The 17,345-nt window shown below is 55.8% G+C and carries 13 protein-coding genes and 1 pseudogene; 6 read left to right on the top strand and 8 right to left on the bottom strand.

The genetic code is table 11. The annotated features are described in order from the left end of the window. The first annotated feature begins 106 nt into the window (after positions 1–106). Positions 107–1,036, top strand: a complete 930-nt coding sequence (locus tag MUG95_RS15805; protein ID WP_137685132.1) for an ArdC-like ssDNA-binding domain-containing protein — start codon at positions 107–109, stop codon at positions 1,034–1,036. Positions 1,037–1,161: 125 nt separating this feature from the next. Here MUG95_RS15805 and MUG95_RS15800 read toward each other — a convergent pair whose 3' ends face one another. After that, positions 1,162–1,857 carry a nucleotidyltransferase domain-containing protein gene (locus MUG95_RS15800; protein WP_137685133.1) on the bottom strand — a complete coding sequence of 232 codons (696 nt, stop codon included), beginning with the start codon at positions 1,855–1,857 and terminating at the stop codon, positions 1,162–1,164. After that, positions 1,854–2,525 (bottom strand): helix-turn-helix domain-containing protein, encoded by a 672-nt coding sequence (locus MUG95_RS15795; protein ID WP_247010697.1) that lies wholly within the window; start codon positions 2,523–2,525, stop codon positions 1,854–1,856. Before MUG95_RS15795 ends, MUG95_RS15800 begins: the two co-directional genes overlap by 4 nt. 228 nt (positions 2,526–2,753) lie before the next feature. On the opposite strand from MUG95_RS15795, the gene MUG95_RS15790 reads away from it, so the two are divergent. From MUG95_RS15790 to MUG95_RS15780, 3 genes are all read left to right on the top strand, one after another. Beyond that, positions 2,754–3,575 (top strand): hypothetical protein, encoded by an 822-nt coding sequence (locus tag MUG95_RS15790; RefSeq protein WP_247010696.1) that lies wholly within the window; start codon positions 2,754–2,756, stop codon positions 3,573–3,575. Between the two features lie 74 nt (positions 3,576–3,649). Continuing rightward, a complete protein-coding gene (locus MUG95_RS15785) occupies positions 3,650–3,901 on the top strand; it encodes an AbrB/MazE/SpoVT family DNA-binding domain-containing protein (RefSeq protein WP_135823146.1) in 252 nt (83 codons plus the stop codon). Further along, entirely contained in the window at positions 3,902–4,336 is a 435-nt protein-coding gene (locus tag MUG95_RS15780) for a PIN domain-containing protein (protein ID WP_092635736.1), read from the top strand. A gap of 37 nt (positions 4,337–4,373) precedes the next feature. Here MUG95_RS15780 and MUG95_RS15775 read toward each other — a convergent pair whose 3' ends face one another. Then, a complete protein-coding gene (locus MUG95_RS15775) occupies positions 4,374–5,297 on the bottom strand; it encodes a helix-turn-helix transcriptional regulator (protein WP_247010695.1) in 924 nt (307 codons plus the stop codon). 138 nt (positions 5,298–5,435) lie between these two features. Between MUG95_RS15775 and MUG95_RS15770 the strand changes: the two genes are divergently transcribed. Then, complete coding sequence (locus MUG95_RS15770) at positions 5,436–5,762, top strand: DUF6788 family protein (protein ID WP_247010694.1); 327 nt, start codon at positions 5,436–5,438, stop codon at positions 5,760–5,762. Between the two features lie 512 nt (positions 5,763–6,274). On the opposite strand, the gene MUG95_RS15765 is transcribed toward MUG95_RS15770, so the two are convergent. Together MUG95_RS15765 and MUG95_RS17070 are read right to left on the bottom strand one after the other, a co-directional pair. Continuing rightward, on the bottom strand, positions 6,275–7,669 hold the full coding sequence (locus MUG95_RS15765) for a Cdc6/Cdc18 family protein (RefSeq protein WP_372608215.1): 1,395 nt from the start codon (positions 7,667–7,669) through the stop codon (positions 6,275–6,277). A gap of 1,051 nt (positions 7,670–8,720) precedes the next feature. Continuing rightward, a pseudogene (locus MUG95_RS17070) lies at positions 8,721–8,916 on the bottom strand (hypothetical protein); the annotation flags it as partial. Between the two features lie 165 nt (positions 8,917–9,081). Here MUG95_RS17070 and MUG95_RS15760 point away from each other — a divergent pair. Next, the gene (locus tag MUG95_RS15760; RefSeq protein ID WP_247010692.1) at positions 9,082–15,249 is read left to right on the top strand and encodes a hypothetical protein; all 6,168 of its coding nucleotides are present in this window, start codon (positions 9,082–9,084) and stop codon (positions 15,247–15,249) included. A 144-nt stretch (positions 15,250–15,393) separates the two neighbouring features. Here MUG95_RS15760 and MUG95_RS15755 read toward each other — a convergent pair whose 3' ends face one another. The 3 genes from MUG95_RS15755 to MUG95_RS15745 form a co-directional block, all read right to left on the bottom strand. Further along, positions 15,394–15,630: a hypothetical protein gene (locus tag MUG95_RS15755; RefSeq protein ID WP_247010691.1), complete on the bottom strand. Its 237-nt coding sequence runs from the start codon at positions 15,628–15,630 to the stop codon at positions 15,394–15,396. Positions 15,631–15,748: 118 nt separating this feature from the next. Further along, positions 15,749–16,189, bottom strand: coding sequence for a DUF8160 family protein (locus tag MUG95_RS15750; protein ID WP_247010714.1), 441 nt, complete (start codon positions 16,187–16,189; stop codon positions 15,749–15,751). Between the two features lie 14 nt (positions 16,190–16,203). Then, positions 16,204–17,115 carry a ParA family protein gene (locus MUG95_RS15745; protein ID WP_092663113.1) on the bottom strand — a complete coding sequence of 304 codons (912 nt, stop codon included), beginning with the start codon at positions 17,113–17,115 and terminating at the stop codon, positions 16,204–16,206. Positions 17,116–17,345: the final 230 nt, after the last annotated feature.

The following is a 17,345-nucleotide window of genomic DNA, read 5'->3' as shown; positions in this document are numbered from 1 at the left end:
CGATCTAAACCCCCCGAAGTCGCGCCGATGTTTATCGTGCGCCCCCGAGGGGTGCGGCGCGTCCTGACTTCTCGGAGACGTCGTCGTACTCGATGTGATGCAATCCATGATGACAGCCAGTGAGTCGGGGGTCTCGTTCGAGGAGACCGACACCCGACACGACAAGATGCACAGTACGATCGAAGACTGGATCGACGATCTCGTCGCAGACGTCGACGAGGCAAAAGCCAGCCAACAGTTCCAGGAGTGGCTCGATGTCCAGTCCCGATTCCACGACTATTCTCATCGTAACACCCTCCTGATCAAACTCCAGTGTCCCGAGGCGACCCGCGTGGCGGGCTACAATACGTGGAGATCGGAGTTCGACCGGCACGTCCAAGAGGGCGAACAGGCGATCTGGATCTGGGCACCCATTATTACGAAGCAGTGCCCCGAGTGCGAGAACTCACCGAGCTACCACGAGCAAAGCGACTGTGACTATGACGAGACATCGCCCGAGGAGTGGTCGAAAGGACTGGTTGGATTCAAACCAACGGCAGTCTTCGACGTGTCTCAAACCGAGGGCGAACCGCTACCCGAGCTGGAAACCGAGGCAGCTGGTGACGCCGACGACCTGGTGCCAGCGCTCCTCCATGCGGCAACTACTCTCGATATCGACGTCCGTGTCGTCGACGCTGCCGAGTGGGAGCATGGCGACGCGAAAGGCGTCTGCAAACACCGGACTCTCCACGAGGGCCAGCCCGTCGTCGAAGCGAAAGCCCGCTCAAATCAGGCCGATCTCGCGGTGACATTGGTTCACGAGTACGCCCACGCGCTGCTTCATTTCGATGGCGACGACGAGCCCGAGCGCGCAAAACGCGAGGTCGAAGCGGAAGCCGTTGCGTACATCGTCGGGCGGTATTTCAACCTGGATACGAGCGGGTCAGCGTTCTATCTTGCCGCGTGGCAGGACGACGATGCGGAGAGTATTCAGGAGCGTCTCGGCCGGATCAGTTCGACCGCTCAGGAAATCATCGACACAGTTGTAGAGGGCTGAACACCCCCTTCCCGGCTGTTAACCAACGCCGGAGGGTACTCTGTCGACATTGTTGGTTAATTCGTTCGGCATCCCGACCCCGTGTGTTTCGATCGGTCCCGAGACATACCCATCGACAGTCGATGTTATCGTTCAGAATCGATTCGGCGCTGCTGGTCACGAAGGAACTCAACGACGGCATCGATATCCTGTTCGGGAACCGTTTGCTGTTCGAAGACTCCTTTGAATGCATCTGCGAAATCCTCCGACGTGAGGCGGTTGAGGACAGTCTCGATGCGACCAGCGAGCTTCTCGGATTCTCCGCGATGCAGATGAGTCGCGATCCGGTCGAAATCCGCGCCAGCAGCCAGCACCACCAGATCCCGGGAGTCTGCCTTGCGGCCACTGTGAAGTTTCACGGCAAACAGCAACTCCCGTTCCGGAATCCTGGCTGTTACCGGGCGCCCGGTTCGCAGTTCCTGGGTGACGGAGTGCTGGGTCAGATAGCGATACGACCATTCAGCTTCCGTCTGGCGACAGCCCAACGCGTCGACCATCGCGTCGAACCGAACCGGATTCCCGATGTCCTTCTCAAACCGGATGGTACGGCCCTCGTAGAGCTCGTTTCGCTCGACATCGGCCGTTTTCTCGTAGCCGCGGTCGGTGAGAAGGTCCGTGTAGTCGTCGACCGCTTGGGCCGGAATGACGACGTCGACGTCCGTGGTGAAGCGCTGATTGAACGCCGCGATCGCCCACCCACCGACGAGGACGTATGGCAGGTCAGCGTCAATGACGGCCTCCAGGGTGTCCAGCAATTCATCTTCGCGTTCACCGAGACTCATGCATTGAGACGCGGATCCTCGTGGGACGCGTCGATATCGCGGTCGTACTCATCGGCGATCATCTCCAACGCCGGCTCGTAGTTCACCCGGTACTCCAACATATGCTCGATTGCCTCGTCCAACGGAATAACCGGATTGCCGTCAACCCACTCGCGAGTGATCTCCCCACTCGTCGGGAACAACACGTACGAGACGGCTGCGTCGGAGTCGGTCGCATCCGGCCGCTCTTCGATCCGGCTCGGAATCCCGAACTCATCAAAGAATGCCGTCCACTGCTCGACATCCCGGTCGGCGACCTGGATGAAGATCGGATAGTCGTCGTGGCCGCGGGCGATCTGATAGCCGCCGTGGGTCCAGACGTAGACGCCGTCGATTTTCGTGTACGCAAAGGGCATCCCCGCGAAGTGCGGAATGACGTAGCCCTCGTCGATCGAGGGGGAAGCAGCGCGGGAAATGGCCGCGACGAGGTCGTAGTAGCGATCCCTGACAGCGTACTTCTCGATGTAGACGCCATCCTCACGTCGGATGAAGCCGGCGTCCTCTAACCGCTCGATCCAGTCGTAGACCCACGAGTAGGAGCCGTCGATCTTCTGGGCGATCCGCCGGATCGAGTCGCCCGGCCGGGCCGCGACCATGATCTTCGCCGCGGTCTCGTCGACGTACTCCATCATCGCTAGTTATCGGTATCGTATCTAACTGTATTAGTCTTGTCCCCCGTATTCCCTATAGAGTTATCTCTATACAGATATACAATTCTTGGCTCCGGTAGTCCGATCGGGCTCAGCATTCGAGCAGAGAGGGGTTAACCAACAGAGGATACGATTGATCGGTATTTGTTGGTTAAGTTTTTCAGCGCCCGCCGAGGGGCGGAGGCGCACTTCCGTCTCCACCGACCCATGACCGACCAATATCTAACGACCGTTCTCGACGAGGCAGAGCGAGTCGCAGAGCACCACGAGCAGGTCGCCCAATCTTCAGACAATCCGAATCACGAGTATCTCCGGTACGCCGTCCTTCGGCTGCTCGAAGACGAGGCTGACGAGACATCGGTGGAGATACCGCAGATCGACGGCCTGACCGTTGGATACGGGGAGGATAAGGCGATGTGCGAGAGCTGGGACGACGACGTCGAGTGGTGGGAGACGGTTCCGCCGCAGGCGGAATGTACTCGCTTTCGGATGTTTTACCCCGACAAGCACGAGGCTGTTCCGCGAGTCATCGTCGACGTGATGGCAGCACTCGGGGCGTGGCGTGTCTGGACTGGGAGCGCAGCCGCGTGCGGCTCCTATGACCATCGCGAGCGCCGCGAGGTCCATTACCTCTGGCCGGAAGGCCATCCGGTGGAGGAAGTACTCCACGAGCGGCTTAGTGGCCCTGCGGAAGCCGTCGCTCCCGACGGTGGCCGAACGGGCGACGTTCGCGACCGACTGGTCGTCGACGAGAACACACAGTCGCAGAACGATCTCGAGCCTCGCACGAAGCGTGCCGTCGCCGAAGCGATGGACGTCTCACTCCTCTCGAAAGGTGGCCGCTACGAAGTACAGTCCGCGTCCGGAAACCGGTATGAAGTTGACGTCGTCGACGAGTCGTGTACCTGCCCTGACTGGCAGCAGCGCTCACCCGAAGGCGGCTGTAAGCATCTGCGTCGCGTCGATCACGAGATAAAACAGGGTCGTGTTCCACGTCCGGATGGGCGCCTTCCAGCACCCTCGAACTAGAACGATATCTTCTGGAGCGCGTGGTAGTGTGGCGGCACACTAGACTTTTCACGGCCGGTCACCTACCGTGAGGTATGAGCAGCGACAGAATCGACGCCGAAAGCAAGGTGTCTGGAAACCAGGCAAACATCCCCGCCCGGATTCGGCGTGAACTCAATATCGATGATGGCGATCAGCTCCGCTGGCAGCTCGAGGATGACGGGAGCATCCGAGTCCAAGTGATCCAACAGCAAACGGGCACGTTCGCCGACTTCGACGGCTACGCTGGTGAGGAGCCGACCGATGTCACGAGCGAGCACGACGCCTGGGGCGTCGACGTCGAGTAAATGCCGCGGGCACTCATCGATACGACAGTCCTCTTTGCCGCCGCATACCGGCGAGATGGATCCCACGATGCCGCGCTCCCGGTGCTCCACGGCATCGACGACGGAACGCTCCCGGAAGCAGTCGTCCTCGACTACGTGCTCGCGGAAACGCTCAACGGCCTCACGACCCACGCCGGCCACGACGCAGCCGTCGATCTCCTCGATCGCATCGAAGAAAACGCCCGCTTCCACATCGACTCCCTCACCACCGATGCCCTCGCGACCGGGAAGGCACTCTTTCGTCAACACGAACCCCTCTCCTTCGTCGATGCCTGCATTGTGGCGTATATGCAAACCGAGGGGCTTGGCTACCTGTATGCGTTTGACGACGATTTTGACGCTGTCGAGGATGTCTATCGACTCGATACAGCAACGAATCCCTACGATCCGAACTGACGCTGGCAGACGGCACTGCTGCTGACGATGTTCGGTCTCAGGATAGTCGTACCTCGTAGTCAGCCGCCAGCTCCTGGAACTCGTCCCACTCCGGAAGCTGGTCATCTGCGACCTCACCGTGCGTCTCAAGGTAGCGGAGCAAGGCGTCGATTTCGTTTTCAAGGTCGTATTTCGCTGCCTGCTCTCGGAGATTCTCCTCGTCGACGTCGACGTGGCTGAGCAGGAGGAGACAGTACGAGCGGTGGCGGCTGCCATCGTCGATTAACAGCGTGTGACAGCAGAGCTCCGCCGGCGAGACTACGTCGAGGTCTTCGGAGTAGACGTAGTAGCGGTGCCCGGTGAGCAGGAGCTGGAGGTCGAAGGCCGCGAATCGAGCGAGGCCGGTTTCGTGGAACGCCTCCGCGTCGATTTCCGTCTCGGCCTGGGCGAGGAATTCGTCGTAGTCCTCCCAGAGAATCGTGCCCTTCGGGGCGACGGCTTCGAGGCGTTGACGATGCAGATGGTGTGCGAGTTCACGTGCGACCGCGTGGAGGCGGTCGAAGTCGGCGTTGAACTCGTAGTGGCCCTCGACGGTCCCGACGAGCCCACGGTCACGAAACCGCTTGAGGACGCGGTTGACCGTGTTGCGGTAGTTATCGCTCCGGTCGGCGATCTCGGAGACAGTTCGCGGCTGGTCGAGGTAGTACAGTACCTCGAGTGCTTTGCCGGTCAGTAGCTCGGGGAAGTCGATGTGGGAGTGCTGGCGGACGAGGTCCTGATAGCGTTCAACGGCACGAGCATCCGACGGGACGACTCGTTTTCGCCGGCCATCGCGTTCCGTGTAGACGAGTCCCTTTTCGACGAGGTCCCCGACGGCACGAGAGAGATAGCTCTCGCTGTGGTCGAGCTTAGTCGCGAGTTCGGAGATCGTGTCGCCGCGGTCGACCGTGGCGAGGACCTCAAGCTCGATGAGCCGGAGCACGGTGTAACATAGTAGGAAACTTCTTTATAAACAAGTTTCGAGTAGTGTTACAGACAACCATCGTGAGAACCGTCTCCATCGTCTTAACCAACAAAACTATGGAGTCGCGGATAGTGTTGGTTAACACGAGAGCAGCCGATGTCCTACGAACCCCCGACCCCACCAGCGAACCTCCCAACGGAGATCGTCAACACACTCAACGAAGCCTCATCGGAGCATCTTCGGGACGTTGCCAGCTACGCCGAGGCGTTGGCCGAATACAAGGAGCGTGAAGCTCGTCTCGAGGAGGAAGAGGCGGATGACGCCGACGTCGAGGAGCGCCCCGATGACCTCCCGGACGACGTGCCAGCGAAGGCGACGATCACGATCAAGGAGATCAACGACAACCGCTACTACTACTGGCAGTGGCGGGAAGGAGATTCGGTGACGTCGAAGTACAAAGGCCCAGTGAATCCCGGCGAGTAGACGAGATTGAACTGTAGTCTGATGTTCTTTTCAGCACCATTAGAGACGTAGCAGGCGACACCCCCCAAAGGGTGAATGGGATCGGTTTGTCCAACACCCCTCAGTGTGAATAGGTCCGGTCAACCCGGACGAGTAAAACTCGATGAGGGAGGACACCCACCCCATGTTTCCGTCGTAACTGGATGTGGGTGGAAGGGGTGACGCTGATTTTGAAGCGACCACACCCCCGTATTTCCGTCGTTTCTCCACCGTCTCCGCATCATCGATGGTACCGACGAAAGAAAATCGTAGGACACACCCTCCGTTTTCGAGTTGTAAATGGGAGATGGAAAGGGGATAGCACAGTACATCGACCGGCACGTCAAATCTCTTGGCTCACCCACCCCCCGTTTTCGAGTAGTAACGAGACATCCCGACGACTGACACCCCCCATTTTCGAGTTGTAACGCACCACGCGGGATACGAACACCCCCCGTTTTCGAGAAGTAAGTGTGGAGAGAATACGGGCGAGATTAGTTCTTACTCCGGAACTGCTTCAGCCGTTCGCGGACAACCGCGCTGATAGTCGCCTCTTCGTGAGCTAGATCCTCGAACCGGGAATCCTCACGGATCGTCTCCATGATCGTTTCCGGATCCTCGGAGAGGGAGAAATACATATGCACTCCTCTGCCCCGCCCCTTACCTCGACGCTCGAAGTCCAACACACCGTACGTACTCTGCTCAGTGACGTGATTTACGAAGGTCTCGCGACTGTACTGGTCTGCGTCCATCGTATCAGCAATGAATTGGTACGTCTTGAACGCAGGTCCAGCAGGGATCCACTCAGGATGTTCTCTTGCGTAGTGGGCAGTGGCCGCCACAGCGTAGATGGAGAGTTTCTTTTGAGTTGAAATCCCGCTGATATGGCGGAGTTTGCGGTTTTCAGTGTACTTCTCCTGAGCTTCACGGACATCAGTCTCGGTAACTGTGTCAGCTCCACGCCGCTCGGCTAATTCGCCCGCCCACCTGAGGAGATCAATCGCTTTCCGTGCATCCCCGTGCGTTTGGGATCCGAACGCAGCAACAAGCGGAACGACGTCATCTGCAAGTGATTCTGGCTTGAAGGCGTCTCGCCGATGTTTGAGAATACTACGGAGCTGCGTCGCATCGTAATCGTCGAAGAAGATATCGTCAGGATTGTAAGAACTCTGTGCGCGGCTGTTGAGGTCCTTCATGAAGTCGGCGTAGTTCGTAATCGTCGTGAGCGAGATGGGACCATCAAAATCGGCGAGTTTGCGAGCCCGTGAAAGCTGGTAGATGAGAGAATTGTACTCTGCTTCCTGATACGGCCCCTCGAGCATATCGATCTCATCGAGGATAAAAATGACACCGTCGTAGTACTCTCGCATGAGTTCATACAGTCTCTCGAGCTTCTGATCCGTTGAGACGCCGGTTTGGGGAACACCAGGATCAACGCCGAGGTCGTCGGCAGCAGCTTTGACTAACCGATAGACAGCCCGATCTGCTGTCTTCGGCCCCTCGCAGTTGATTGAAATGACCCCGAAGGTCTTGCCTTGGGATTCACACAGTTCGACGATCTGTTTGCAGACCGCATGAATGATGAGCGACTTCCCAGTTCCAGAAGGACCACTCAGAAGCATATCCGGGATCCCTTCATTCTGGAGGACCGGTTTTAGATTGTCGACGACACGGCCTAGCTGGTCGTCACGACCAACGATACGATCCTCGTCGATGATGGTATCTGATCGGACGAGGTCTTTGTTCGCGAAAACGCCACCGGACGACTCAGTTTGGAGCCGATCACGAATTGAGATGCCTCCACCGTCGCCGTTAGTTGCTTCTTGAGACGAATCGGCGGAATCTGATCCGTTTTCGAAGGTCGTTTGTGACGTGCCAGGAGATTCCATTCCCTCATCCATCGACTCGGGATTTTCAGGATCAGCAGCAGAAGATTCACGATCCTCCTCACCTTCCGGATTATTCGATCCTGCTCTACGTCCCTCTCGTCCCATTATGAACCCCCTCGAACTCTGGGTATAAAAATATGGACCCTTGTGGAGTTGTAACCGGGCGAAAACAGGCTATATAACTACTACAGCCCCGTATCCTCTGGATGAGTCAGATACCGTCTTCGGAATCTATCACCCTCCGTTGTCGAGTTGTAACGGTTCGACGAAGATCTATCATCGAAATCCCTCGATAGCCCAGACCCCCCGTTTTCGAGTTGTAAGACTTTGAGGAGCGGTTACACACCTGGTCTGATTCTCCCACCCGCCCCATTTTCGAGTTGTAAGTAACAGTGAGTCGCACTGAGTATAGAAGCAAATCTGTATCGTCTGAGTTTTGCGAATGATGCTTAGGGTGAAACGGTGTATCCTACACTCCCCGTTTTCGAGTAGTAAGCACCAGAATTGTCGCGAAAGGGCAACGCTCGTAGGAGCAGTTCACGAATGAGAGTAATACCGGTTTACAAACACGATGGTTGGTGGTGTTCGTATAGCGTTCTCGAACAATCTACCCTCTCCCCCCTTTTTCGAGTTGTAAGTTGCTGGGTGCAGACCACTCCAGACACCCTGGAGTGAGAACGGAGTTCACGGAATAGGACGTAGAGGCAATGAAACGTGATAATTTCTAATAGAAGATTCTCTATATCCAAGAATCTCAATCTTCTAGTTGAGCTAGAAGATTCGTCTCTTTTGTCTCTACTACGGGTTTGGTTAGATATAACATAACATAAAACTTCGCATTTTAAGTTATGAGTTATAGGAATGGATATTCAGGCCTTCTATCGCGTGTTTCTGCCATAATCGGCTGTTTTGTGGTCTCTCTTCCTGTTCACCCCTCCCATCACCACGAGTTTACAACTCGAAAAAGGGGGGAGGGGGTTCGTCAGATCCAATCCGCGACTACACGTGTTCCATTGAGCTCGCCGGATGTCGTTCTAATTCAGTCAAAGGGAAGTGTCCTCTCGACAGCCTGGACCAACTTTGTTTCATAGTACGAGGGCGACCCGCTCTCGTGAGGCTTCTCGTCGTCGACGACGACGTACATCGATATCCTGTCCGGGATGGACGACGAGGTTCTAGCCGTAAGTCCGTTCGAGCGTCGTCACGTTCTGTGTATTCTGTCTATAACCTTCGAGGGGTTTGGAGAGATGCAATATCATTTATCAGTTCAACCCGCATTGATCCCGGTGAAGTTGCTCGATCGTGTACTGGAGATACGCGAGGCCGCCTTCGACGACTATCCCGAATGAGTGGAGGCTCAGCTGGTGGCTCTCCCTTAGACTTTTTTGATGTATGCCCGATGTGTGAGAGGTATGGATGTTTCCGAGGAGCAAGTGGAGGTTATCGATGAATACGGGACTTGGTACGAGAAACTGAGCTCTGAGGCGGCAACGATTACAAATGGGGTAAGTGACGATGTCGATAAGCTGAAGAACAACGGTAATACTGAGCGTCTCTTAGCCGAAAATCATACTGGACGGGAACTCCTCGAACTCATCCAAAATGCCCGTGACGAGATCGTCGCCGCCAAGGATGAAGCCGATGACTCACTGGCGGGCGAGATCTACATCGGTGTCCACGACGAAGGACTTGTCGTAGCGAATACCGGGGACTCGTTCGATCTCCTGGATGAGGAAGTCGAACGGGCCGTCCGTATGGTTGGTGAGTCGAATAAGACCGACGATGACGAGGAACTAGAGCCGACGACGAACACCGTTGGCCACATCGGCGTCGGTCTCAAATCCATCCTCTCCATCGGCGACACGTTCGAGGTCTGGTCGAACGTCGACAAACTGGCCGAGCCGCTCCGCGTTAGATACAGTCGCTCCTATCTCTCTGCTGCTATCGCCCGCAACTGCGGCCGCTCGGTCGATTCCCAAGAGCTCAAATCAAATTTCCACGACTCCTTCCAGGGCGATAGCGAAACTGAACTTTTCCCTAAGCCGAACACAGTCGATGAACAGAACGTCCCAGATGTCGTTGGTGGCATTCCGTTATTTTGGTATCCCGTTGCGCTCGATCCGAGAACAGCCGACAGTGAGCTCGCCCGGCGCTGTCGAAGCCTCGTCTCCAATGGTGAATCTGATTTCGGAGTGTTCGACGACCCGCCCACAAAATCGTTTACAACGGCGCTATTCATCGAGTTTCGAGACGACCAGTGGCGTGATCTCCTCTCTGAGTTAGGGATTGAGCCCGAGAAGGACCTCGATGAGAAACCACGGGGGGACCGCCAATCGGTCTGGGAGACACTCTCGATAGACAGCGAACGATCGTCGTCACTCGATGTTGAGACGCTGATCCACTTCCAAGGAATTGACGACTTCTACATCGAAAATATCGGGGACGAGGGCGTAGAGGCGGCGGAACACTGGTCAATCCGCCGAGACGGGAGTGAATCGGTTCCCCACGAGATGCTAAACTATGAACGAGTCTTCGTAGAAGCCCAGATCGAAGGCGAATCTCCGACTTACCGGTGTTTCGACGAGTTCGAACACCAGAACGCTCCGGAAACGGACGTTAGTGTGCTCGTCGATCGGACGCCGGAGTTGCCCGTCCTCGCAGATACTGTGGAGATTCCGTTGTCGAGTAGCCCATCTCCAGACGACAAGCTTGAACGGCGAGTTGAGTATCCACTGCATCTATACTATCCAATTGATGCCACTAGCGAGGGGCGGTTCCCGTTTTGTCTCCATGGTCGCTTCCGGGTGGCGACGAACAGGCAGGATTTCAGTGACGACGAAAAGAATTGTCGGGTACTCGAGAGGGGAAGCGATCTCATCCGGTATGTTGGCGAGACAACAGCAGAACTGTCTCGGGACAGCCCATGGTGGGAGGTGTATCCTTGGCTATTGCTCCCACCGGACCCCCCAGAATCGGAGCCGACATCGGATCCCATCGATGCGCCGGAACTCCTGGCGTATTGTAAGGCCCGGATCTATGATGGACTCTCAGATTCGGCGTGTATCTCCACTGGAGTGTCCCCTGCCTTACCGGCGGATGTCTTCATCGGGACGTCGGATACGATCAGGAAAGGAGTCGAAGCGGCTGTTGCCATTCGAGCGAATCTCGAATCGCGTCACCAGTCAAATAACCATACAGGAGTGGGCTCAGAGACGAAAACTCTTCCAACGCGAACATCGTTGCAGGCGCTGACGCAGGCACTCGATAGCGTATCCGATTGGAACATACGGATTGGGGAACTGCTGGGTCATCCCGCACCGGAGTCAGAGTTCGAAGCGTGGGTAGACTGGCTCGCTGAGCATCTTGACTCAGAACGGTGGGGTGACGATGTCGTGACCGTCACTGCCTCGAATGCACAGCGGTTGTTCTATGGGACGATTCGTATCTTCGAGGACTATCGGGAGGAGACCGACAGAGGTATGAAGGCAATTCTGCGCAATGACGAGAACGAACAGCGCCTCGACGGCGTATACCTCCTCCCATGCCTGGCTGAAAGCGACGAAAATTCACAGCTCGTCGCCACAGAATCCCGTCGCAAAGGTGAGGGAGGTACGTGGGAGAGTGGCCGCCGATCCTCCCGGACAGTCATTTGGGATTACGAGACCGAATCTCGCGACTACAGTTTCCCGCCCGAGTACGGCGATTTCGACGTTTACTTTCTGAATCCGGAGTGCACCAACGGGGATACCCGTAACACGCTGGCAAACGCCGGTCAGGCTTGGGGCGTGCGGAAGGGTGATAGCCCCGCAGAACTGTACAAATCTCTCTTAGAACCGCTACCGGACAGGGAAGATGCACGTGTTGGAGAAGCAGAGATAGCCGGACTTGCCGATCTAGTGACCTGCTACAACGAGAACCGCGCGGAGACGCTGAACTCGGGCGAACTGGCCTTCCTCGATACTGACAATCTTTTCGAGAAAGTCCGAAGCAGTGGGCAAGACAGGCGTGACGAACGATTGCGGACGAAACTCCGTGGAATTGATCTCGAAATTGACGGCAAGAGCGAGTGCGTCGCCGACATCGCCCTCTCACCAACGTGGGCTGCCATACGAGAACAAGCGCGGGCTACGGACGCCAATACTGCCGAAGCTGACTCTGGACCTGACAGCTGTCCCACTCTATCGACGGACTGCTGGCTTCCTGAGCCCGATGCATTGGTGACTGGGGAGATAGACACCTTACTAGCTGATCAAGATGTGCCTGTCGGGAACGTCGCTAGAGTCCTCTCGTTGCTTGGTTCGAGTCGTCTACCCGGGCTCCGATACGGTTGGTTGCTGGATCGCCGTCTCCACCCGGATCCCGACATGGATTATGATACGACCGGCGATACCGGCGAGAATCCCCACTGGTGGCCCACCGAATGGGAGCGAGAGAAGATTCCGACAGATGTCGGGCGGGAGCTTCATGAAACACTGGCCACCGCTCTCGAAGGGCGTGATGGGTACAAGGCCTGGATCACGAACGGCCGATACCAGACCAGTGCCGTCATCGATCACAACAAGACCTGTAACGTCGATCCGGTCTCCACGGCAGGCAGCAGCGGCTCGTACGTGGCCACATGGGTCTGGTTCACTAACGACGGACTTGAATGGATAGAATCTCATCCGGACGCAGTACTCGACGCGTTGCTAAACCACCCTGAAGCCTATCGATCGGGGCTTCTGCGGACGTACTGGTACTGTCAGGGCGGGAAGGGGTGTTCCCACCAGAAGCAACGCACGATTCCGACACTCGCTAACTGGCAGCTCCGAACCCTACCGATCTGGAGCGAGATCCTCAAGTTGTCGGACTCCGCGGACTCTGCAAACCGCGGCTGGGGAAGTGATACCCTAGACAGCGCCATCATCAGGGGGGCAGACCAAGCGCTAGGCTGGCGGCTCTTCCCGTACATCGATCCCGATAGCGATCGGGTTCCCGACGAAGCCTTGCTGGAAGATCTGGGCGTGAAACGATTAGGAGAATTGAACGCCTCCCAGGCAGCACAGAAACTACAGCAAGTGCAGGAGGCGTTCGCCGACGAACCCACTGGACTCGGCGATGGAAGACCCACACAACTGGACATCCCGAATCAGAGATACTGGGATAGTGCTCGGACGAAACTCTTCGAACCGATTCTCGAATATGTCGACGAGCACTCTGACGCTGATTCCTGGGAGGATCTCGACCTCCCTATGCTCACTCATCTTCCGCTCCGTCGTGGAACGACGTGGTTCAGTGCCCCGATCAATTGGATTGTGGGCGACGACCGCGATGCCTTAGTCAAGTATCTCTCGTCCACCCCGACGCCATGGGAAAAACGGGCTTTAACTGATCCAGACAGTGACGTGTACTCGAAACGGGTATTCGAACTCAGACGCCAAGAACAAAGAGGATTCGACGAGTTCATGACAATCCTCGGTGTCGGGTTAGTCAAGGCACCGGATCCTACACTTGATGCGGCCCAGTTCAAAACACGACAGTGCACCGCGGATGGACTCAATACATGTTTGCGGAATATCCGTCGTGAACTTCAGAACCGGCTTGATTTACTGATCGCGATTCAGGAACTCGAAACGCAGGACTCGATTGATGAGAGTCGGGCAGGACTCGAGATAGCAATCGAAAATCTTGCAGTCGTTGAGTCGCTTCCGGATGAGACGACCAACCCCCTCTCGAAAACGGGATCGGGAACGTACTACTTGCAGGAGGGAGGAGACAGCGAGGAGAATAAAGGGCTCGTACTGAATCTGGAGGGCATCGACGAAGTCTCCTCTGCTAGTGACTTGAGCGAGCTATCGTGGCCCGAGCTGAAACGATGTGGTATCGTCCCTGAACTGGGAATGGGATTCGCGCTCGTGACCGAGAATTACCGCGCACGTAACGATTTCGAGTCTATTCTTGACCTCACGGAGGACAAAGCGGACCTGATCAAACGACTCAAGAAGGACACCTTCCCCATCGAAGAAGTCCGGAGCCACTTAGAGAGTGATTTCGAGCACTCGATCCGACAGCGGGTGCGAGCATCGAGTGATCTCGTCGAAAACATCGCGCCTGGTGATCCGTCACTCCCCGACCTCGAGACCACCGTTCAGGCATTAGAGAGCCGAGAGAGTGATGGACGAATTGTCGGAGGACTCGAAGCAGTGTTCAACATCAACGACTCCAATAGTAACCCCGAACCGATCGTTGAATACGTTCGGACTGTCCAGAGCCTGCCGGACCCCTATCGAAGACTGGTTGAGGGGCTCTACGTAGATACGTTGGACCGCGACTGGCGGACGCTTTTACAGCGCTTTGAGCGAGATCGAGTCGGACGCGTCATCGAATGGTGGGTCACCAACGAACGATTCCTCCCGGCGGATCTCACAGCCGATATCGATCGGACTAAAGCTCGACGGTTGGTCGAAGTCTCAAAGGTCAATGACGCCCTCTCTATTGCGTCTGCGGATCCGATCGACTGGAAGACGGAGGTAGATTCAGTCACTGCCAATGTCCAGTGGCAGGACGTGGTACCGGCCGAACTCCAAATTGATTCCAGCACTGATACCCGATGGCTAGAGCTCAGTTCGACGAGCTTCGAGGATAGACTATCGTTATGGCTGGATCGAATCCAGAATGAAGCCAGTAATGATGACCTCCCTGCGTTTCTGGAGGAGTACATCCGAACGGGGTCACTCCAAACAAAAACCGATCGTGAGTTCCGAGCAGATTCGATGAGTCGTGCCGGCGACGTGTCGAAAGACGCAGAGCGCGACTTCTCAATCCTTCAGACGTCGTCATCGTCTGGCGGATCTTCACGGAAGTCGTCGATTCAAGAGAAGGGCCAAAACGTGTCGGGGAGTGTGCATCAAGATAGCGGCGGCTATCCGACTAAGGGGCGTGGCGAAGACGCTGAAATCGCGACAGCGATAAAGATCCTCGACGATCTGACTGAGTGGATAAAACGTGACCCAAAAACGCACTACGACAGGTTCGTCGAGCACATATACCGTCTTTACGACGAACAAAGCGAACGCGACTACGCATGGCACAAGAGCGATGTCTGGGAGGAACAGATCCTCGACCTGTTAGAGTCGAGCTTGACCGCTGACGATATCGAGGTACGGTTCTTGAACTGGCGTACCGACCTCGAACAGGGCTCTCTTGACGATTCTCACCTTTTCCGAATGCTCGATGTGTCGCAGGAGGATGGACCCGGCTTCGATATGATCGATCCACTGGGCCCAACGCGACAGGACGAGACGATTGACCGCGAGCTCGCTTCCTCCCCGATCGAAGTCAAGGCTGTTGGGCGTGATCCTCCCTACAGTATACGGCTTACCACCAACGAGTACCAACAATGCCTGAAATTCGTTACGACACCCGGTCAGGATTATGTCCTCCGATTGGTCTACGTCCCTGAGTCGGACAACCGTGTAGCTAATGCGACGCTACAGCAGGATATTGTTCTAGAGTCAAAAGCCGACCTTCGGGAGTTGATCCCCCTACGCGAGTTCGAACGAAACGTTCGACAGGGAACGATTAGCCTTGATATCGGATGATCTCACAGGCGTGAGTACCTGATAGCTGCCGGAATTAGCAGACTCTTTGACTGCTACGAGTCAGCCAAAATCCGGTTTTGCAAAACCTCGGAAGGGTTGATAAACCACATCACCGTTGCTATCTGCTGTAGTCCTCTGTGTCTTTCACAGATGGATATCGGGGAGTCCTTTGAGGGCTTCGTTCAGGATGTATGCCTCAATCAGCTTTGTGGGCAACTTCATTGCCCACTCTTTGGTCGTCTCCGCCGAATCGAAGGCCAGATTGAGCGTTTGCCAAAGGTACGGGTGATGAGTTCGAAGAAACCATCCCCAGATGACTGCGGCGAGAGCACCCTGATGTTCTTGGGATAGCTCCAATTTGTCGACGTTGATGGTAGCCATCTAGTACAAAATCATTCGCACCAGCCGTGTAAATAGCTTGACTCTGTACACGTTTAGCAGACGAGGTTTTCTTGGGTCTCTCGATCACGCAATATCCGAATTTCAGTGAATCACTGATTCATTGATCGACGTCTTCCTTCGCCAATTCACGAATTTTTTCCTTCGTCTCTTCGCGGTGCTCGCCGAACGCCACTTCAAAGATCCCACGATAGAAGTGCTTGTTCTTCTCCAGCGTGACGTTCTCCCGCTTCAACTGTTTTTTCAGTCGCGTGAATGTGACTTCGATGTCCTCGCTCTGCTCCGGTTCAACGTATATCGTGGCTGAATCCCAGTCCTCACGAATATTCAACGGTCCATCATCTGCTTCCGTTGCCTCCTCAGTAGAGGGTTTAGCATCCGCCGAGCCAGCACCCCTCTGCTGATCTGGTTGTTCTTCGGTGGCGGTTGCAGGTTCCTGGTCTTGTCTCTCTGATTCCGACGTCGCCTCCGTTGTTTCGTCGTCGCTCGCAGCTTCTTCCTTTTCTGCTTCCTCTGACGGGTCATCAAATCGCTCATCCATCCCTCGGGGCATACTTACACCTCCACCTGCGTTTTGTCGAACGCCCGTTCCATCGTCTCAGCAACCTCCAGGAAGAGGTCGCGCTCGACTTGCTGGTCGTTGGCGTCCTCCCATTCGAAAATATCGCAGCCGTTGTCCCACGCGCGCTGTATCGCTACCCGCATTGGAAGCTTGAAGATCGGCGCTAGTGACGCATATGACTCGTCAAATGCCTCCAGGAACTTCTGTGACTGACCATCGTCTCTGTACATGTTTGCCAGCAGTCCCACGATCGCAATCTCGATCTGTTGGTTGTCCTCGATGGATTCCAGCTGATCCCAGAGATCGTCTAGAGCATCCCGGGATGTCGCTTGGGTTTGCGCAGCCAGGAAGACGTTTTGCGCCGCGATGAACGCTGCATCCGTCAGGACCGAGAGATCAGGGGGGCAGTCGATCAAAATAAAATCGTAGTCGTAGCCGTCGTCGACCAACTCTTCGAGAGCAACTTTCAACGAGAGACGAGCGCCTGCGTCGTCCATCCAATCCCGGGCAAGCCCCATGTCCTTGTGGCTCGGTACGAGATCGAAATTCAGGTGTTCGTAATCGTCGCTGTGGATCATAATTTCTGAAAGAGTCGTGTCGTCAGTGCGCGGATTGTCGACGAGGACGTCGAGAAGATTTGCATCATCCGTAGCGAGCGTATTTGGAAGGTCGTTCTTCGGGCTTGATGGATCGTTGTCGTCGCCCGGGCCGAGTCCCAGGCCTTTCGTCATATCGGCCTGTGGATCCATATCGATCGCGAGGACATCGTGTTCTCGCGAGGCCAGTGCCGCTGCACTGTTTATCGTCGCCGTTGTTTTGCCAGTCCCGCCCTTCTGATTGCCGAAGGCGATCGTGGGAATGCCAGTCGATGGTGTGACGCCCCAGCCACGAGGTGACTCGGTCATAGTACGATCATTGATTCAATGACTCATAAATCCACGTCAGACATCTAATCCCGCTCTGGGAATGGTAAAGTGCTGTATTCCGCGGTATAAACCGCTAAAAGGCGCTTATGGCGTTGTACTTGGTGAAAAGTCAAAGAATCACTGATTCATTGAGTCAACGCATTCTGGAATCCTCGATTGTTGATTCCTCGGGGATTGGAGCTTGCTACTGGCAGTTACTGAATCAGTGA

Source organism: Halorientalis litorea, assembly GCF_023028225.1.
Classification (GTDB): domain Archaea; phylum Halobacteriota; class Halobacteria; order Halobacteriales; family Haloarculaceae; genus Halorientalis; species Halorientalis litorea.
The sequence above is the reverse complement of the archived record's forward strand: the minus strand, read 5'-3'. Positions and strand labels throughout refer to the sequence as shown.